The sequence below is a fragment of the Luteolibacter pohnpeiensis genome (genome assembly GCF_016595435.1).
GTDB classification, from domain to species: domain Bacteria; phylum Verrucomicrobiota; class Verrucomicrobiia; order Verrucomicrobiales; family Akkermansiaceae; genus Luteolibacter; species Luteolibacter pohnpeiensis.
The window spans coordinates 62,185-81,208 of sequence record NZ_JAENIJ010000022.1; the positions used below are offsets into that span (position 1 = coordinate 62,185).

The 19,024-nt window shown below is 51.9% G+C and carries 14 protein-coding genes and 1 tRNA gene; 9 read left to right on the forward strand and 6 right to left on the reverse strand.

The window, feature by feature from the left end; all coding sequences use genetic code 11:
- Positions 1-22 precede the first annotated feature (22 nt).
- The 7 genes from JIN85_RS13815 to JIN85_RS13845 all read left to right on the forward strand — a co-directional run bounded on the left by JIN85_RS13815 (position 23) and on the right by JIN85_RS13845 (position 8,567).
- Positions 23-1,246 (forward strand): hypothetical protein, encoded by a 1,224-nt coding sequence (locus tag JIN85_RS13815; RefSeq protein WP_200271724.1) that lies wholly within the window; start codon positions 23-25, stop codon positions 1,244-1,246.
- A complete protein-coding gene (locus tag JIN85_RS13820; protein WP_200271726.1) occupies positions 1,246-2,211 on the forward strand; it encodes a hypothetical protein in 966 nt (321 codons plus the stop codon). The genes JIN85_RS13815 and JIN85_RS13820 overlap by 1 nt, the downstream gene beginning before the upstream one ends.
- An 83-nt stretch (positions 2,212-2,294) precedes the next feature.
- Positions 2,295-3,503, forward strand: a complete 1,209-nt coding sequence (locus JIN85_RS13825; protein WP_200271728.1) for a hypothetical protein — start codon at positions 2,295-2,297, stop codon at positions 3,501-3,503.
- A 7-nt stretch (positions 3,504-3,510) separates the two neighbouring features.
- The gene (locus JIN85_RS13830; protein ID WP_200271730.1) at positions 3,511-4,797 is read left to right on the forward strand and encodes a hypothetical protein; all 1,287 of its coding nucleotides are present in this window, start codon (positions 3,511-3,513) and stop codon (positions 4,795-4,797) included.
- A 127-nt stretch (positions 4,798-4,924) separates the two neighbouring features.
- Positions 4,925-6,217, forward strand: coding sequence for a hypothetical protein (locus JIN85_RS13835; protein ID WP_200271732.1), 1,293 nt, complete (start codon positions 4,925-4,927; stop codon positions 6,215-6,217).
- Positions 6,214-7,479 (forward strand): hypothetical protein, encoded by a 1,266-nt coding sequence (locus tag JIN85_RS13840; protein ID WP_200271734.1) that lies wholly within the window; start codon positions 6,214-6,216, stop codon positions 7,477-7,479. The genes JIN85_RS13835 and JIN85_RS13840 overlap by 4 nt, the downstream gene beginning before the upstream one ends.
- Before the next feature lie 122 nt (positions 7,480-7,601).
- Positions 7,602-8,567, forward strand: coding sequence for a 6-phosphofructokinase (locus JIN85_RS13845; RefSeq protein WP_200271736.1), 966 nt, complete (start codon positions 7,602-7,604; stop codon positions 8,565-8,567).
- Positions 8,568-8,571: 4 nt separating this feature from the next.
- Here the strand turns inward: JIN85_RS13845 and JIN85_RS13850 are convergent, their stop codons facing one another.
- The 6 genes from JIN85_RS13850 to JIN85_RS13875 form a co-directional block, all read right to left on the reverse strand.
- The gene (locus JIN85_RS13850) at positions 8,572-12,132 is read right to left on the reverse strand and encodes an Ig-like domain-containing protein (RefSeq protein WP_200271738.1); all 3,561 of its coding nucleotides are present in this window, start codon (positions 12,130-12,132) and stop codon (positions 8,572-8,574) included.
- Between the two features lie 134 nt (positions 12,133-12,266).
- Positions 12,267-12,788, reverse strand: a complete 522-nt coding sequence (locus JIN85_RS13855) for a DUF2062 domain-containing protein (RefSeq protein ID WP_200271740.1) — start codon at positions 12,786-12,788, stop codon at positions 12,267-12,269.
- Positions 12,789-12,859: 71 nt separating this feature from the next.
- Positions 12,860-13,057, reverse strand: coding sequence for a hypothetical protein (locus tag JIN85_RS13860; RefSeq protein WP_200271742.1), 198 nt, complete (start codon positions 13,055-13,057; stop codon positions 12,860-12,862).
- Positions 13,058-13,061: 4 nt separating this feature from the next.
- On the reverse strand, positions 13,062-14,705 hold the full coding sequence (locus JIN85_RS13865) for a peptide chain release factor 3 (protein ID WP_200271744.1): 1,644 nt from the start codon (positions 14,703-14,705) through the stop codon (positions 13,062-13,064).
- A gap of 66 nt (positions 14,706-14,771) precedes the next feature.
- Positions 14,772-15,518, reverse strand: a complete 747-nt coding sequence (locus tag JIN85_RS13870) for a YqjF family protein (RefSeq protein ID WP_200271746.1) — start codon at positions 15,516-15,518, stop codon at positions 14,772-14,774.
- Positions 15,519-15,537: 19 nt separating this feature from the next.
- The gene (locus tag JIN85_RS13875; RefSeq protein ID WP_200271748.1) at positions 15,538-16,659 is read right to left on the reverse strand and encodes an FAD-dependent oxidoreductase; all 1,122 of its coding nucleotides are present in this window, start codon (positions 16,657-16,659) and stop codon (positions 15,538-15,540) included.
- Between the two features lie 396 nt (positions 16,660-17,055).
- Between JIN85_RS13875 and bioA the strand changes: the two genes are divergently transcribed.
- Together bioA and JIN85_RS13885 are read left to right on the forward strand one after the other, a co-directional pair.
- Positions 17,056-18,330 carry an adenosylmethionine--8-amino-7-oxononanoate transaminase gene (gene bioA / locus JIN85_RS13880; protein WP_200271750.1) on the forward strand — a complete coding sequence of 425 codons (1,275 nt, stop codon included), beginning with the start codon at positions 17,056-17,058 and terminating at the stop codon, positions 18,328-18,330.
- Between the two features lie 47 nt (positions 18,331-18,377).
- Positions 18,378-18,452: transfer RNA gene (locus JIN85_RS13885), tRNA-Cys, on the forward strand.
- Positions 18,453-19,024: the final 572 nt, after the last annotated feature.

Genomic DNA, 19,024 nt, shown 5'->3' on the forward strand with positions numbered 1-19,024 from the left:
CCCTTTAGAAACATCAATCGCTATGAAGCTCCACCTTTTCATACCACCCGCCATTTCTCTCCTGATCGCGGGCTGGTGGCTGATTCCTCAGGCCAAAGAAATCACGCATCTTGAGTCTACCGTTGCTCATCTAACAAAGACAGCAAGGCCTGACCGAACCCACCCCAACCCGCCAACTCACGACCTTCGAGATTGGAAGAAATCCGCGGTGCGACTTTCCAATGAGCTATCCGATCAACAACGCAAGGAGTTCGATGGGCAACTGAAGGTCATGAGCCGCAGGGATTTACTCGCAGTGCTGCTCGAAATGGAAGCAACCGAACTTTCTGAAGCAGAGAAATCCTTGGCACGCTCTTATTTGAGGCAGTTGTTTTCACTCGACCCGCAATTGACCTTCGATCAGTTCGGCGGTCACCTCTTCGATCAAACCAAGTTGTTCGCGACTTCGCTTCGATTCTGCTTCGGGGGCTGGGCAAAATCGGACCCCGCTTCTGCCACTGCCTGGCTCGATCAACAAATCGTCGACGGTAAGTTCGAATCCCAAAATCCCTCTCATGATTTTTTACGAAGAATCCTGGAGAACCATATCTTCCACGGGCTCCTCGTCACCCATCCGCAGCAAGCAGCGGCCCGGCTGGAGTCTTACACCCATGAACAACGGAAATTCATTTTATCATCGTTCTATCAAGTCCCGGAGGATGAACAAATTGGTTATGCGACCTTGATTCGCTCATCATTTTCCCCGGAGGATGCGACGGTGGCATTCAGTCATTTTATCGAGCCCTATGCCATAGGACCACAACTTTCGAAGTCCAAGATTTACGAACAAGCAACCGCTGCCATGAACCGCATCGACGCCTCTCCGGCTGAGCGCGAAACAATGATCCAGGCAGCCATTCCCCACACGTTCCGTGACATCGCTGACCAAGGAACGGTAACGATCGGCGATCTCGATGAGTTTCGCCAGTGGTGCGATGCCGAGGCCCCCGCCATCACCGCGAAGCTCACGGGCGAGGTGCTTGCCGCAGCAGTCACCCGCTCCGAAAATCTGCATTATGCCGAAGCTGCGGAGATGATCATGAGCTATCATCAATCCGACCCCAGCGACGAAACGATCACCCGTTTCCTCGAAGGCGAATCGACACCTGATTACCCGGAAATCGCCACGCAGCTCGCTGGGCTCATCTCGGACGAATCACTCCGCCGCGAGTGGATCGAGCGCCTTCAACCCGATTCATCTCACTGATGAAAATCTCACTCGCTCTCTCGGTTCTCATCCTTCTCGTCGCCGCCTGGTTGCGCACGACCAATCATCAGCACGTTTCCGAACTGCGCGCTCAGGTCACGGCTTTGCGGGGAAAAACGAACGAGACATCGAACAAAGCGGAATGGCACGCCAGCAAACGCGAGCTACGACCGTCCCACGAATCCAACCTGAAGGCGCTCACTGTAGATTCGTTGGATTACCTCCACGATATCGAAGCAGCGTCTTACAATGAACAAAACGAATTCTCACCCAGATATGGCGAATTGCTGGCGCGCATCAAATTGCTCGACACCGATTCCTTCGAGCAATTCATCACCGCTGTCCGCGATGCGGATGACCTTAGCCAATCGACACGCGAAGATTTCCTAGCCTGGGTCATGGCCACGTTTAGCTCGAAAGATCCCCATGGAGTCCTCGACATCTTTACGCGCGGTTTTGATTTTCCGGGTTGCTCCCGATTTCGATCGCTCGCGATCAACAACACGATTTCCTCACTTGCCTCAGATGATCCCTATGCAGCAGCTGCGTGGCTGGAGCAACATGGCAAAGAATTTCCAGGAATCGCCTTAGCGAAATCATTGGTGATCACAAATTTGAAGGATCAACCGGAAGCCGCCTTCGACATGGTTCGAAAACTCGAAATGGAGAGACCTTACGAAGAAATCGAATCCATCATCGACCAATCCAAAACTCCCGAAAAGCGCACTGAAAGCCTGGAAGCATTTCGTCGCTACATCACCACCGTGGAAAGCGACACCATCCGCGCTCATCTGGTGCGCGATGCGACCCATCGCTTTATCCAATCCGCCGCTACGAACGGATTCGAAAAAGGCTCCGCCTGGCTGGAAGAAAACTTCACTCCAGAAGAAATCAAGGAAGCTTCCAAATCCAACTTCACGCCCACCTCCGAGCAATGGAAGCAGTGGCTAGAACAATATCAGTAGTCGTTATTCCCCATCTCGATGATCTGCATTAACTCATTTTACCTTTTCCTCTACCATGCCGCACTGATAAGGATTTTAATCTTATGAAAACCGTTTTCGTGATGCCGGTTTCCATCGCCCTGATTGGCTTTGTTTTCATTGGAGTCCAACAGAGCACGATTTCGGCGCTGAAAGCCCAGCAATCCGTGATCAAGCAGCAAATCAAAGCTGCACTCCATACCAAGGATTTCCCCAGCGGTAAATGGTCGACCGCGAACCCCGGTGGCCCAATCGACTGGCAACTGCAGCTCAGCCGGATTGATTTTTCCAATCCCAATTCTCAAACCTTACTCGCTCTGCAGAGGAAACTTCGATCCATGTCAGCAGATGGGATCGCTGCCGAGATTGACCAGATCAAGGCTCTCGATCTCGATGAGCAAACCGAGAGGAATTTACTTTTACTGGTCGCACAGCCACTCATCGAAAAAGATCCACAACTTGCCTTGGAAAAACTCGCTGGCGACATGAAACAGGATGACTATCTTGTGCAATTGCTAGCCGGAGCATTGGGATCTTGGGCCAATGAAGATCTGGCTTTGGCTACCGCATGGCTTGATGAAAAAATCGCCACCGGCGCGATGGATGCAAAATCTCTCGACGGCACGGCACCACGGACATTCTTTGAATCCACTTTAATCGATAAACTTCTAGCAACCGACATTGAATCGGCAAAACAACGCCTGCAAAACCTAACAGAGGCCGATAGAGCACAGGCCATCGGATTCGCCTCAGCTGAAATCAATGCCGATAGCTACTCCGCCTATGCCTCCCTAATTCGCAGCGAAATCCCTGCTGCACGCCAGGCCCTTCTTCTTTCCGCTCCAATCGCCATCATCTCCCGACAACGTGGAGGAGGTTATGAAGATCTAGCAAAATACATGCAGCAAATCGCTCCCGAACCTGATCAATACGGATACCTCCTTGCAGAGTCAGGATCTTCCCAAGTTGGACATCATCCCATCACTGATGACGATTTGAACAAATTCCGCCAATGGTCCGACACCCTAGCTCCCGAGGAAACCAACGATGCAACCGGCAAACTTTTAGCCCGTCAGGCCATGACTCTCATCCCCTATCAAGACGCCGCTCAAATGGCGCTTAGCTTTCAAGAAAGCACCGGCAATGACGATGTATTGATTGAATTCCTTCGTGGCCGCGCCTCCAAAAAAAACAGGACCGAGGCCATCGAGTTCGCGAAAAAAATCACTGATCCTATCATAAGGCAGCAAATCCTGGAGAGCCTGAAACCATAACTTCACCATGAAAATCCCCGTGCTCCTGAGCCTGCTGATTGTTGCGATTTTCATCCTGATGGGTAGCCACCAGCAACTTAAAATTCGTCATCTGCGAGATCAGACCGCGGCACTGAAGAAGCGATCAATAAGCCTGGGAATAGGAACGGACCCTACCGGTTCATTACCAAGATCAAGGCGTAGAAAAACTCCTGAGTTCACGGCATCCAGCCTGATTGATTTGGAGCAAAAGCTGCGAGATCCATTCAATGGCAAAAATGAGAACTCGCTGCGTCAGTCCGAGGACATCAGAATCGAAATCTTCACCCGGCTCAATATGCTTGATGCTTCCGAGTTTCCCAAACTCCTTGATGACATCTCTCAATTGCAGGGACTTGATTCAAAGCTCCGTGAACGTTCGATTTCTCAAATCATCGAGGTTTTTGCACAAAAATATCCGAAGGAGTGCCTTGGCCTGTTAGAGAAAAACATTGAACTCACCACTGAAGTTCCAGAGGCAGTCCAGATGACACTGCTCGAACTCGCCAAGTGCGATCCATTCAAGGCTCTGGATTGGATTACGAAAAGCCAACAACAGTTCCCTGATGTGGCCAATGATTTTACCATCCCTCGCATCATCCAGGTGGTCGCCGCCAAGGATCCAGCTCTTGCGCTGCAATTGTTAAGCGACCATCCGAAAAATCCGGAACCGGCGTTGGACATGGCCATCCAACAAATCAAAGACGCCAGTCAACGGGATGCAGCACTGGCCGCCTTTCGTCAATTTTTACAATCATCAGTTGATCAGGATCGGAAAAATGAAATTGAGAAATTCGGGCTGGAGAGCTTTTTCACGAACGCTGGAAAATCCGGCTTCGAAGCGGGGTCCGCATGGTTGGAGCAGGCCGATCTATCAAAAGCGGATCTGGAGCTGATGACCAGCGACGGACTGTCCGCAGATATCATTTCCTCAGATACCTCGAAATGGCTTAATTGGATGAACGATAAGCTATCACCGGAGCAAGCTGAGACCGCCATTTCCACAACACTCGCGAATTGGACCAAAACGGATTATCATGCCGTAGCTGGCTGGCTCAACCAGCAACCTGAAGGACGCCTGAAGCAGACTGGCATCCAGTCGTTTGCATCCACACTCGCTGCTTATGAGCCGACAGCAGCTGCCGAATGGGCATTGAGTCTAGCTCCAGGAGATGCACGCCAAAAAACTTTACAATCGGTTTACGAGAAATGGTTGATCACTGACCCAGATGCCGCTGACGCCTTCGCCCAAAAGTATCAACTTAACCTGAAGTAGAAGCATTTCAGATAATTCTATCGCAGCAAGCGAGCACTCGAGCACTGATCCATGAGGCGAGAAAACGTCGCCTTCTGGCAAAATATCGCTTCATCTCGTCCGCAGTTTCCGCTAGCTAAGGGACTGAATGAAGCTCAGGGTTTTTATCTTACCTGCCATTACGCTGATCGCAGCCGGTGTGATTCTCTTCGGACAAAAACACAGCATTGGCGAATCCGCGAGGCAACTCAGCCAGCTGCGCGAAAAGTTGAGCCAGACGACCCGATCATCAGTTCAAGAAACCCGCCGAGCATCCCGAAAACCTCTGGTTCCGGTTTCTCCAAATGAACCGATCGATTGGATGAAGATCTCAGGCCTGATGATTGATCACACCAGTCCGAACCTATTCGGCCGTCAGCAATTGCTAGCACTGGACCAGAGGATTGCCGCCATGACTCAGGAACAATTGATCCGCGCTCTGGAAGAAATCGATACCCAGGACATCCCATTTGATGCGGTGCCGCTATTGGGCGGAAAGCTGATGAAGGCACTGGCGCAAAAAGATACCGGGACGGCTCTGGACCTTCGCTTCCGTGATCCTTTTCGCGAGAGTAGCCCTTATTTATATTTGCGCAGTGACGAGGTTCTCACTGACTGGGCAAAGAAAGATCCTACCGCCGCTTGCAATTGGCTGGATCATGCAATCGCGAACGGTCTGATGGAATCCACAGCACTCGATGGGAGCAATCCCAGATTGGCGCAAAACGAAGCGATCCTGCTTTCCCTATTTATCGGCAGCAACCCATCCGTTGCGGCCAAGCGGCTTGAGGCATTGAGGCCGAAGCAGCGGTACGAAGCCTTCACCCAATTGCAGTCGGTGAACAAACTCAACCACCATTCATTCGATGATCAAGAGCTCGCCGAATTTGCCACCTTGGCCCGGAACTATCTAACTCCTCCTGAACAAACGGCGCAGCTCATGGGAAGTGTTACAGCCCTGGCCAAAAGCGATGGATATGAGGGGGTCGAGGCTTATTTTGACACCATCCAGGCCACTCCGGAAGAGATTGGCAATGGTCTCAACTTCATTGCATCTGGAGTCCTCAAGATCTCCGATTCCAAACAGCCACCGACCGTTGCCGATCTGGAAAACTTTGAAACCTGGGCCGCCGAACGAACGGATGCATCCGCGGCCCCGGCCATCGCGAGAACCCTCGCCAGCAGCATGCCCCAAGATGACTCTTCGTTTGAAAGCTTCGCCAACGCGGCTCTCGAATTCTCGGATCATCAGGACGACGATACCGCCCTAACAAACTTCCTCTATTTGGCAAAAAGTTGGCGTAACCGGGACGTCGCGAGCTGGCTCGACGCTCACGTTCATGACGCCTCACGCCGCGAGCAAATTCTAAGCGATATCGAAACCTCAGCTCCTAAGCCATGAAATTCCAAATCACCCTGTCCTGCTTGATCATCGCGATCGCAGCTGTCCCCGGTTGGATGAATCACCGGCACTTGAACTCGCTTCGAGATTCACTCTTCCAACTACAAGCCAAAGCAAAGGCGGCGGGTATCACGATCGATGCATCTGGCTCACCCATCACAACCCGATCCAGCGAGCGCAAGCAACGCACTGAATCGCCAGACGTCGGCCAGCTGGCAGACGAACTCATCGATTTTGCACGCGCTCTTCAAGCTACGAATCGCGATACGGATCACATCGCCAACCAACAAGCGATTCTCGACTGGCAGCTCAAACTTTCCCATTTGGATACGGAAACCTTGAAGCAATTGCTCGCCGAAATTCAGCAAACGACCAAACCAGACGACCCGATTCAGGGCGAACTACTTTCAATCATCTATCAGACTATCGCGGAGAATGATCCGCATGCAGCACTTGATGTTTTCTCAGAGAATATCACCCAGGTCTCCGCCCGCGATCTAACCACTGCCCTTCTTGGGGAAATGAAGCATAACCGTGCCGGAGGAATCGATTGGTTAGTTAATCATCGGGATTCACTCAGCGATGGCACCGATAACAACTTGATCGACGGATTATTGCGCGGGGCATTGACCATTGATTCCAAGCTTGGCTTTGAACTCATCGATCAGCTTGATCTCGACCCGAGTAGATGGCTTGGCATTGTGATAAGCCCTGCTCGTAGCGCGGAACAACGCACTACCATGCTCGCCGCCTTTCGCGAATACGCCGCAAGCATTGATGATCCTGACAGACTCAGCGTGGTCAACGAAGAAGGCTATAATGCCCTTTTATCCAACTCCTTCATCCATGATGGTGTCGGAGACAGCATCCAGTGGATCGAAGCATCCAATCTCCCATTGGAACAATTAGAGGATTACGCAGCACGTACGTTCTTCAGCTGTACTCCAAAAGATGAAATGAAGTGGATCGACTGGATAGGTAGTAACATTCAAGCTGACAGCATCCTTACAGAAGCTATTCCGAATCGTGTGACGATTCTCACCAGCAGAGATCCTGCTGCGGCAGGCGCTTGGATCGAAGCTATGCCCTCCGGCAAAGTGAAGGAAATTGCGACCACTTGCTACGTCACAGCGGTATCAGGATATCAGCCGCTGGAAGCCTATGCCTGGCTTAAGAAACTTCCTGCCGATGACAACCGCGCCGCCCTGTTAGAACAGATTCACCAAAACTGGCCTGCCGATCAGCCTTGGCCGGAGAACTAAACATTCACCTGCCAAGATGCATTCACTCGACGATTGAGGCGGTTGGCAAGAGTTCGAATATTTCATGATTCGGCATCATCGGTGCTTAGTTGCAAACAAGCCACTCCCCAATCTTCGAACCTATGGCAAACGGCATCGCAATCATGACCTCCGGCGGTGATTCCGCCGGGATGAATCCCGCCATCAAATGCGCTGTCGAGTACGCAGCACAACGCGGCCACGAACCATTCCTCGTTTACGACGGCCTGCGCGGACTGATTGATGACAAGATCGTCCCCTCCACCCGTGAGCTGGTCTCCGGCATCATGCACCGCGGCGGCACCATGCTGCGCTCCTCCCGCTCGAAGCGATTTTTTGACCTCAAGTTCCGGCGACAGGCTTACGAAAATCTTCAACGGCGCGGCATTGATAAACTCATCGTCATCGGCGGCGACGGTTCATTCCGCGCCCTCAATCAGTTTTACGCCGACTTCGGCATCCCGTTCGCGGGCATTCCCGCCACCATCGATAATGACATCGCCGGCACCGACTACTGCCTTGGCGTCGATACCGCACTCAACATCATTCGGCAATCGATCGATTCCATCCGCGACACCGCGAGCTCATTTTCGCGCGCCTTTGTGGTCGAAGTCATGGGCCGTCATTGCGGCTACCTCGCCTTGGTCAGTGCGCTTTCGTGTGGCGCCGAGGTTTGTCTGGTGCCGGAGGTTCCTTACGACTTGGATAAAATTGGGATCAGGCTGAGAAAAGAAATCGCGGAAGGCCGTGGATACATTCTCGCGATCACGGCCGAAGGCACCAAAATGGCGGATTATTTGACCCGCTGGATCAACGACACCATCGGCATGGAAACCCGGCTCACCGTCCTGGGCCACGTCCAACGCGGTGGCTCCCCCACCGTGCTGGACCGGATCATGGCCTACAAATTCGCGGTTGCCGCTGTCGATGCGCTCGATGCCGGAGCAACCAATGCCATCATGGTTTACCGCGACGGCACCTACGGCAGCCTGCCGATTGATGCCGTCGCCCACCAACAATACAAGCTCGACCCAGCACTCTTCCGCCTCGCCGGGCCACTGGCGACGTAGCTTCTCAATCTCCGATTTGCTCTACCCGGTAGAAGCGGCGTAGCTGCTCTACAGGAGCTGAATTCGTCCACGGTGGGCCGAAGTCATTCCAACGAATCACCGATTCATCGGGGATAATATAAATCGGACTTGGCGTCCAACTAATCCCGTCATCACTATAAGAGATTTGATAGATCTTACCTGGCGTTGCAGAAAAATCCAAAACAAAGCTGTCATCCTTCATCATACACGAATGATACACAGTGAATCTATCATTAACCTCATCCCCGAGATCTTTAGCATGCCCTGGTAGAGCACTAATAGCCACGCCCTCGACAGAAGGAGCATTTTCCGCCAAATAGACCAAGGGAATCTCAACCGACTCATCAACACCAATAACGCCATCGTAATGAAGATACCAAATACCAAACTCATCTACAGAAGCTGACTTAACCGATACATTCGAAGCAACATTTGATAAAATCAAATCAACGCCTTCCAACGGGCGATAACTTTGATTATAGATCGTAGCAACCTGCAGAAACTCGGATTCATTTGCAGTATATTCCAATTCGGAAAGAGCGAGTTGCGGGCTATCAACCTCTGGCAACGCCACTGTAACCAATTGCGATGCTGTTTTTCCCGAGAGGTCGGATACTTCAATCATCAATCTTGATGAACCAGCGGATCGGGAGTTGTATTCGATATCGAGAGAACCTTGTTGGGTAAGGGTAATAGATTTGAAAATAGCTGGGTTACTTACACTTGCTATCTTCCATTGAAAACTTTCCGAGCCATCTGGATCAGTTAGGAACATCGCTACCGGATAACTCGAATGACTCCCTTGGATATCAGCTATGACAGATGCGTCGCCTTGGAATACGGGGGGATCATTTTCCCAAGCAACATGTATATTAAAATCTTGATCACTCCACCCCCCTCGCTCATCCATGACGCGAACTGTTAGCAAAGAATCCTCTCCCCCATTCGAGCGATCTCCAGAATATCGCTCATCAGGTATTCCCCAAAAAATACCTTCTGAATATGTCAACCAAGCAGGTAATTCTATTGGCTGAATAGAGGTTACTCCAGTTCCCCCTGTAACCATCGGCGTCCAAGAAAAAAGCTCATCCTCATACGCCTTCGGTGGTGTATCGGTGATTTTAGGTGGACTGGACATTAAATTGCTTCCATTAGGTGAAAGATCATTCAAACGATAAATACGAGGAACACCATCACATAAAGTAACTATTGCGAATGACCCGTCAGAAAACTTCGCAAGACACATTCCTTCACCTTCAAATCTCCATGTTTTGTCTAAAATCGAAAAATCTGTACCGGTCCAGCGATTCAGTATTGATTGATCCTGATCGGTCGTTAAAGCGAGTATATTTTCCCCACTGAACGCTGCGTCAATATAATACGGAATCTCACCTAGTATTGAGCTATTTGCGATGTCAACTACTACAGAATTACTTGATACCTCGCCACCGAAAATCATCATTTCGCCATTCTGATCAATCTCGTTCGCGCAGAGCCTATAATCGATCGATTGATTAAACCAGCTTTTATAACTCTTACTCAATACCCCACCGTCTGCAGATATCTGTAAAACCTGCATGATATCACTAGCAGAATCAGTCAGGTAAATTCGCCGCCTAACACGATCCCATATACTAAAACTTGGAGTATCACCATCAATCAAATCGATAACATCCCCATTCACATCAATCGCAACAACACCCCCGGAACTAGCCACCAAATCACGATACCCAAAATAACAAATACCTTCGATGCATTCAAAAAAACTCACATTACCCTCAAATCCATAATATAAAGAAGCCTCTGGATTCCCTTGATTCAAATCAAACACATTAACATGATTCAAGCCATATACATACAATTTATTATATTTTAAATCATAACTAATTCCATCTGGCGCCACAGGAAGCACGAGCGGAGAAATATATTTCTGATCTTGGAATGACCATCGAAAAACTCTTTTGTATTTCCTACTCAGAAGCAACAAAGTATCATCGCTAGTTGTCAGCACTTGATCTGGCGCAAATTGAAGTCCAGCTCCATTATTTAGGTAGTCAGATCTAGAGGAAAGATCACTTGCCATAACTTTCACAATCCGCATCCCATGCAAAGATGTCTCATCTTCAATAAAAACTACAATCTCCCCATTCGAATAATCAATATTTAACACTTCACCAGAAATCTCCCTTTTCCCAACAATCTGAAATACATCATCATATGCCACGAGCGTATTCCCACGAAGCACAACAGGCAGATTCCCATTATAAGTGATATCAGTGATACCCCCCTCGATATTATCAATCAAAATCTCGGATTCATCCTCAATCGACATCACATCACCCATATCGGTAATCATTTGATCACCATTCGGACTCACAAATAACCTTTCAAAATAAGACAGGTCATACAAATCCCACCCCTTTGATACGGAGTATCCATTCTCCGATTTAATAAAAAAATTAACATGAGGCCGAGATTGAAAATAAACTCGATTTAACTGCGGAATAAACTCGAAAGTCGGATAATAGATCGATTCCCCAGAAAAATCATACTCACCGACCTGATCTCTTGTGAATTTATCAAAAGCAAACAAATATCCGTTTTTATAAAGCAATATATTTGAGTCATCAGCGGCAACCACCGGCGCCCCACCTGTAGTAGTGCTGTTTGTCCACTGAGTAACCATTTCGACTTGCGAGCCGTCCAGAGATAACTTGTCCAATTCTTCGTTGCTCACAGTAAAAATACCCGATGAATCCACAGCAAAATCAGCTACCTCTGTGGGAAATAGAATCGGTTCAAGCCAATTTCCAGATTCTAGATCATATCGCTCTACTCGGCTCGGTTCAGAAAATAGAAAATATTTAACGCCTCCATGCTTGATCGATTTGCCTAGATTTGACCCAGAAATCCCTGGCCATCGAACCTCAATACTAAGGGTGGTAGCACTGCCATATTCTCCCACCGCGACCAGTCTATACTGAAAAATTTCTCCAGGTTTCGCATATGGATCGGTATAAGAAGTAGCGTCATATGGAGCAGTCCCGACTTGGTACCAGATGTCCGATCCTATGGAAGCCCGTTCAACGATATGTTCCAAAACATTCAAAGATCTTCTAGCCCAGTGTAGAGAGGTTGCGTAACCGTATCCATTGAGAGTAAGAGAGTCCATCAGGGGCAATTCACCGATAGATGGTGTGCTCACAGAGACATATTCGGAGACTGTATCGGAAGAATCGTCGTGGAGAGCGGCAACCCAATAATAATAGGTTTTGTCAGCTACAACATCATGATCTTCGTATGAAGTTGTATTCGCACCTAACTCGACCTGAGAAGCATAATTCAGACTAGGAATGGAAGATTTGAAAAGCCTGAACCCTGTTTCATCTTCGAATGAATCGGTCCATTTGACCACCACACGATCTGGGAATGCCTGGTCAGCTTTCAAGTCATAGCCGTCAGTAGCCGGACCAGACCTCTGGGCATTGCTGGGTATCATCAACAACAAATAAGCCGTAAGCAGAGCAGTAAATTTTCTCATCATTTAAGTTCAAATAATTCTGCAAGATCAGATAAAATATCGATTGGCTATAGGTTGCAAATCAGTTGCTGATTGTCGAATACTTTCACTCCCCCGATTGAATCGGTCAAAAAACAAATAACTGCTAGGCAGTCATTTCAACATCCCCGTCTCGGCTGGCGCCACTTCGTTTGCAGACGGCGCAGGATCGGTGTGGAAATGAGACGAACTGCGATCAAAATGACCGGAGCAATGATGGCCCATGCGGCAGCTCCGTGAAGCAGAACCCAGCCAAATTCTTGCAAAAATGAGCCTATCCCGTTGCTGAAACTTGCCTTGATGGCAGCTACGGAAACGTGCAGCGGCTCTTGGCTGAACAATTCTTGCCCGATTTGCAGGAACGGAAGCAGGAGCAGCAGGTGCAGCGGATAGCAAAGCCCTTTGAAAACGTGCAATACCGGCTGGTTGAGCTTGAAGAGCCATCCGGCGAGCAGGCAAAGCCAGGCACGAGCGCCGAAAACCGGGAAAATCCCCAAGGCCACGCCCGCGCCGATGGTCCAGCCCAAGCGCTCCGCAGAGATTCCCTGCCGAAGCTGAGACTTGAGCGGCGCAACCACCCATCTCCGCCAAAATCCGAGCTTCGGCCCGGATGTTGCATTTCCCTCAATTTCAGCGCTCACGTCGCCCGCAAGATGCACGCTGGAGCGAACGGATCAATCGAAAGCGGAAATCTTGCGGATTCACTTCGAAATCATCTGCCGAACATCCACCACAGAATCCCGACCACGGCGAGGATGATCACCGTCCCGGCAATGGCCACCCGCTTCCACCATTCCAGGGCCTGGCGGTCCAGTTCGGACGAGCCGAGCCTCGACGATTCCACCATTTTCTTGGTCACCGCAAAGGGCAGCCAGAGCAGCTTCAGAAGTATCAGCAGCAGGTCATCCATGCCATCAATCGAGCTTCGGCGGGGCAAACGGTTGCTCGGAAATGATCCAGTCTTCGTTTTTATCCTCGAAGGTCTTGAGGCCCCATTCGCTCGGCAATAGGGCAACCAGCCAGCCGTTGGAATCGCGGGCCAAGGCGGTGCCGAGCGAGAGCGATGGCCGGGCTTCGGGGGCGAGCGGATCGCCTTCCTTCGGTTTCAGCCATCGCGCCAGTGACCACGATGTCTGCTCCAACCGGGTTTCCGCAGCGTATTCGCCATCGAGCCGGTATTGCAGCACTTCAAACTGCAGCGGCCCGACCGCGCCCAGCAAGGGAACCTGGACGCCCGAGCTTTCCAGCAAGGTGAACTCGCTCGCCACGCCTTCTTTCAAAAGCTGCGCCAAGCCATCGCGGAACCGCTTGTATTTCGCGGTGCTCTTGTTGTGCAAATATGCGAAACATTCCGGCGGGAAACGCGGGATTTCATCAAACATCACGCCCGGCGCGGAGGCGAGTGTGTCGCCGATGAGCAGATCGTAGTTGCCGACCAAACCGACGACATCGCCAGCGAACGCGTCGTCCACGGTTTCGCGATCGCGGGCGAACAGGCGCTGTGAGTTTGCCAGACGGACATTTTCGCCGCTGCGGGTGTTGAGCACGTTCATGTCGCGCTCAAATTTTCCGGAAACGATGCGGATGAAAGCAACCCGATCGCGATGCTTCGGGTTCATGTTCGCCTGGATTTTGAAAACGAAGGCCGAAAATTCCGCAGACGATGGCTCGATTTTTCCGCCCTCGCTTTCGCGGGCAACCGGCGGTGGAGCAAGCTCCAGGAACCGATCCAGCAGCAACTGCACCCCGAAGTTATTGGCCGCACTGCCGAAGAATACCGGGGTCAGCTCGCCGGCCAAAACTCGGGCGATATCGAATTCGGCACCCGCACCTTCCAGCAGTTCCAGCTCGTCCGAAACCTGCGCATAGGTCGCTTCTTCCATCGCCGCTTTCACACTGTCGTCTTCGATTCCCTTCACGCTCACCGGCGCCCGATACGAGCCGTGGGCGGTGCGCTCGAACAAGTGAACTTGCTTGTGTTCCCGATCGTAAACGCCGCGGAAGCGTGGACCATCGCCAAGCGGCCAATTCAGCGGGTAGGCATCGATGCCGAGCACGCTTTCGAGCTCATCCACCAGATCAAGCGTTGGCCGCGCGGGGCGGTCCATTTTGTTCATGAAGGTGAAAATCGGCACACCACGGCGGCGGCAGACTTCGAACAATTTGCGCGTTTGGCTTTCGATACCCTTACCGGCATCGACCACCATCACGGCGGCGTCGACGGCGGTCAGCACGCGATAGGTATCTTCGGAGAAATCCTTGTGACCCGGCGTATCCAGAATGTTGACCACGCAGTCCTTGTATTCGAACTGAAGCACGGTCGAGGAAACCGAGATGCCGCGTTGCTTTTCCAAGTCCATCCAGTCGGAGGTGGTCGCACGTTGGTTTTTGCGCGCCGTCACACTGCCGGCCAGATTGAGGGCGCCACCATAGAGCAGGAATTTCTCGGTCAGCGTCGTCTTTCCGGCATCCGGGTGGGAAATGATCGCGAACGAGCGGCGGCGTTTCACCTCGCGTTGCAACGCGGGCGAAGGAGTGGCGTAGGAAGAAACGGACATGAAGCGGGCCTGAAGCGCTAACCGCCCGACGCCCGCCAATCAAGCGCTGAGTCAGGCCGAATCGTCCTAACTGCCAGTCTGCAGCAGTTCCACCGGAAACGAGATGACATGCACGCCGCTCGAAAAATGGCAGATCGGGTCGCTATCCATCGGTGAAATGCCAACCGCTGAAAGGATGGTGGATTCGCGAATTTCGACCTCAGCCTGCTGCAGCGGCCATGGCTGGTGATGAACTTCCGCTCGGACCAGTTGGCGTTTTCGGTTTTGCGAATACAGGCAGTAGCGCTCAGCCGCCCAGTGCTCGAACGATCCGGTTTTTGCGGTGAACGGATCGTCCAGCGGTCGATATCGACCTTGAAAGTGAGCATTTCCCTTGCGGCGCTGGCTTGAAAATTCGCACCAGCCATCCACCCACTCCTGCTTCATCCGCGCCAAATGATACGGCAATCCATAAAACTGCCGGCCGCCGAACACGAGTTGCCACGAATCCGCGTCCAGACTGAAAAACCAAACGCCCGGTTTGCCTTCCACCTCGACGTAAGTTCGCAAATTCAGTTCCGGAAACGAGGAAAGCCCCGGAAAAAACGGCAAGGGTCGCCGGGAAATGCCTGCCATCCGGAACGGCACCAAACCCAACCACGAACTGCCATCGAATTCCTGCGGCTCGACCCCGCGGGGAAGCAGCGGGGCCAGTTGGTTTCTGGAAACCCGGTAGTGAATGAAAGCGAGATCGAGCCAGGATTGCCGCCAGATCCAAGACTGATCCGGCAAGGGCCATGGCCGGTGATCGAGGTGACGGAGTGACTCGTGCATTTCGGAACTTTCTAATCCATCAAATCCCTGCCGATTGATTCCGAACGGCTTGCTGGTTTTTCGCCATTTGGTCGAACAGACGCTGGTGCCCGGTTAAAATGCGCTGACGGTCAGCCGGGTCGACGGCGAGATCCGATCGGCCCCGGTCAAAGGTTCCGCCCAGAATCACGCCATCGGTGCGGGGAAACATGTAGAGCAAGTCGCTGATCAGGTTGTAGCCGACGTCAGGCTGCGGCATCAAAACACTCAGTTGGCCCTTGATGGGCATGAGCTCAGGATCGTCGAACAAGCCGCCGGAACCCAGGCCGCTGCAGTTGAAAATCAGATTTTCCGGCAGGCTCAAAATTTCCGATTCACTGGCGAATTCACGGACCACGATTTGCGCTCCAGCCCCACGCACTTCGCTCAAAAGCGTAGCGAGATAGGTCGCCGGTTCGATCAACATCGTGTGAAACCGGCGAACGTAATTTGCCGGGAAAATGTGTTCACCCGGGCCGAAATCCTGGAGGTCGATCTGCAAATGATGCAACACCCCGCCCGGGCCGGACAGCCAGCCATTTTCCGGTTCAGCATCGCTCAAGTAATAATTCGGCAACCATCGCACGCCCCAGCGCGGACCGACGAGGTTTTGGAAATACCGATGGGAAAAATTCGCGGCATCGATGAATTGGCGACTGAACGCCTCAGTGCGGCGGTCCGGTGAAAATACCGAAACCGGCCACCACTGCGCGCCGGCGATGTTCGAGGTCGTTTCCGGCGGCAAATCGCGGGTGTAAAGGGTGACTGCCGCGCCGTGGAGTTGCAGCAGCCGCGCCGTGCTCAAGCCCATCACGCCGCCGCCAATCACCGCGCAGGATTTTCCGGCGACTGATCCGGCGAGTTGCGTGGCCAGATGCGAACTGCCCCAGGAAAGCGTGATGCCGCCTCCGCCGTGGCCGTAGTTGTGGATCACCGATTTTCCATTGCGTTCCTCTTTCCGCACCATGAATCCGGATGATCGGTAAGGCCGAAGCCCGGTGATGGTGCGGATTTCCAAATCCGGCTCAATCCGGACCGGTGTCAGGTTTCCACCTTCCAAATCGTCCAATGTGGGCAACGACTTCGTAGACTCCACCATCTCGGACTTACCATCCTCAGCCATAGTACTTTCTTCGTGTTTTCTACAACCCTGACTGGTCGCCAAACCACAGAAAGTCAAAGTCATAGCCTGACGTCGATTCATTTTGGCATACTCCAGCAAACGCCTCCAAATAACGACACATAAATCCGCTAAATTCCCGCCTCAGCTTTGCATCTTCCCCCCAGATTTCATCGCATTCCGCTATCCTCCAAAAAATCGATGGACGTCGAAGGGGGAAATCCTTCGACATCCACCGAATGTTTTTTTGGGGGGTAGTGTGCCTGTGGGCGATTTCTAACAGAAGTCACCCAGACAGCTTTTACTTAGCTTCATTTCAGTGATTTGCCAGAATGCTTTGAGCAAATTCCCACTTTTCCGCAGTTGAGTGGTTCGAGATCCAAATTCATTCTCCCGCTGATGCGTCAAGAAACCCGCCGCTGCCTGGAGCTCGATCGAGCCCATTGCTGGCACCCGTTCACACCTCAGGACGATTGGTGTTCCACTGATTTTGAACCCATTGCGATCGCCCGCGGACAAGGAGTCTGGCTGTTCGATACGGAAAATCGCCGATATTTCGACGGCAACTCATCGATTTGGACGAACATCCACGGCCACGCGCATCCACACATCACCGCCGCGATCCAGCGCCAGGCGGAAACGATCTGCCACTCCTCATTTCTCGGCTACACCCATCCGCTCGCTGCGGAACTTGCGGAAAAACTCACCCGCCTCCTACCCGGGCAACCGATGGAGCGGGTGTTTTTTTCCGACAACGGGTCCACAGCTATCGAAGTGGCCCTGAAAATGGCGCTGCAATACCGCCAGCAAACGGGCGAGCCCGAACGCAACGGATTCATCGCATTCGTCAACGGCTACCACGGCGACACCCTCGGTGCGGCATCGATCGGCGGAGTCAGCCGGTTTTTCGACCGATTCCGTGGCCCGGGCCATCCCTTGCATCAGATTTCATCGATCGAGGATCTCCATCAGTTGCCGGAAGAAATCGTCCGCAGCACCGCTGGATTGGTCATCGAGCCGTTGATCCAGGGCGTGAATCAAATGCGCCCATGGCCGCCGGGCACACTCGCCGAATTGCGACGCTGGAGCACCGCAAACGGAATTCACCTGATTCTCGATGAAGTCATGACCGGCTTTGGCCGAACTGGGAAAATGTTCGCCTGCCAGCATGAAAACGTAGTTCCGGATTTCCTCTGCCTGGCCAAAGGGTTGACCGGTGGCTACCTGCCGCTCGCCGCGACATTGACCACTCAAGAAATCTACGATGCTTTCCGCGGGCCAGCCGAAAATGCCTTTTACTACGGGCATTCCTACACCGCGAATCCACTTGGCTGCGCTGCCGCTCTGGCGAGCCTCGAAGTTTTCGAATCGGAAAAAACCTTGGAAATGCTCCAGCCCAAACTGGCGACATTTTCCTCCCGTCTCGAAGCACTTGGAAACCAAAGCCCACAAATCAAGGAGATCCGGCAAGTGGGCCTGATCGCGGGGATCGAGCTTCACTCTCACCCGACCCGGAGCGGAAAATCCGTTTGCCAACTCGCGATGAAGCACGGGCTCTCAACCCGGCCCATCCTCGATACCATCGTGATCATGCCCCCACTTTGCACCACGGAAAGCGAACTCGATTTCGTTTTCGAAGCGCTGCAATCCAGCTTAAATGAATCCGGGCATTGACAAGGCTCGCTTCACAGCGTAATCAATCGCCCCCGCGCCACAGCAAAGGCGGAGTAGCCAAGTGGTAAGGCAATGGTTTGCAAAACCGTCATTCGTGGGTTCGATTCCCACCTCCGCCTCCAAATTTTTTTAAAAACCCCGTATCTACGGGGTTTTTTGTGTCATTTTGGCTGATGAGGCCATTTTTCGGTGTCACTCCTGTGGCACGCTTATTGGTCCACACCAAAGTATGGGATATGCCGATGTTGAGCGGACGGTTTTGACGTTTGAGCAGATTTTTCCAACCAGCTATTTCACTTCATCCACTCCCCCCCTGCCCTGTCTCCGGGCGTCTTGAACCGAATTTTGCGGTTTTTCAGCCATGCAGTCATGATACGATCACCAATCATCAACTGTTCCTGATATTTTGGATCGTACGGGATATTTCCAAGCTGCATATCCAATTCTCAAACCCACCATGAAATCCTTGCGATCCAAGAATTCAGAGTTTCTGAACGAGATGCACAAAAAACTATTGGTCAGCACCTTACAAATTCCAATCAAACACACCATTGACAATGAAATCGCGATATTCAATATGAGTCAGAACGAATTATACTGTTCTGGGTTAGAATGAATATGATTATTCGGCAGTTTTACCTTGGCGGTGGCTGCCGGAATGACTTTCGGGTTGGTGATGGGAGAGGCGGCGTGG

Bases quoted from the DNA above. Each gene is read 5' to 3' on its own strand.
- bioA (WP_200271750.1), top strand. From the start codon at position 17,056: ATGCGTCAAGAAACCCGCCGCTGCCTGGAGCTCGATCGAGCCCATTGC.
- JIN85_RS13860 (WP_200271742.1), bottom strand. From the start codon at position 13,057: ATGGATGACCTGCTGCTGATACTTCTGAAGCTGCTCTGGCTGCCCTTT.
- JIN85_RS13840 (WP_200271734.1), top strand. From the start codon at position 6,214: ATGAAATTCCAAATCACCCTGTCCTGCTTGATCATCGCGATCGCAGCT.
- JIN85_RS13820 (WP_200271726.1), top strand. From the start codon at position 1,246: ATGAAAATCTCACTCGCTCTCTCGGTTCTCATCCTTCTCGTCGCCGCC.
- JIN85_RS13870 (WP_200271746.1), bottom strand. From the start codon at position 15,518: ATGCACGAGTCACTCCGTCACCTCGATCACCGGCCATGGCCCTTGCCG.
- JIN85_RS13875 (WP_200271748.1), bottom strand. From the start codon at position 16,659: ATGGCTGAGGATGGTAAGTCCGAGATGGTGGAGTCTACGAAGTCGTTG.
- JIN85_RS13850 (WP_200271738.1), bottom strand. From the start codon at position 12,132: ATGATGAGAAAATTTACTGCTCTGCTTACGGCTTATTTGTTGTTGATG.
- JIN85_RS13830 (WP_200271730.1), top strand. From the start codon at position 3,511: ATGAAAATCCCCGTGCTCCTGAGCCTGCTGATTGTTGCGATTTTCATC.
- JIN85_RS13845 (WP_200271736.1), top strand. From the start codon at position 7,602: ATGGCAAACGGCATCGCAATCATGACCTCCGGCGGTGATTCCGCCGGG.
- JIN85_RS13825 (WP_200271728.1), top strand. From the start codon at position 2,295: ATGAAAACCGTTTTCGTGATGCCGGTTTCCATCGCCCTGATTGGCTTT.
- JIN85_RS13865 (WP_200271744.1), bottom strand. From the start codon at position 14,705: ATGTCCGTTTCTTCCTACGCCACTCCTTCGCCCGCGTTGCAACGCGAG.
- JIN85_RS13815 (WP_200271724.1), top strand. From the start codon at position 23: ATGAAGCTCCACCTTTTCATACCACCCGCCATTTCTCTCCTGATCGCG.
- JIN85_RS13835 (WP_200271732.1), top strand. From the start codon at position 4,925: ATGAAGCTCAGGGTTTTTATCTTACCTGCCATTACGCTGATCGCAGCC.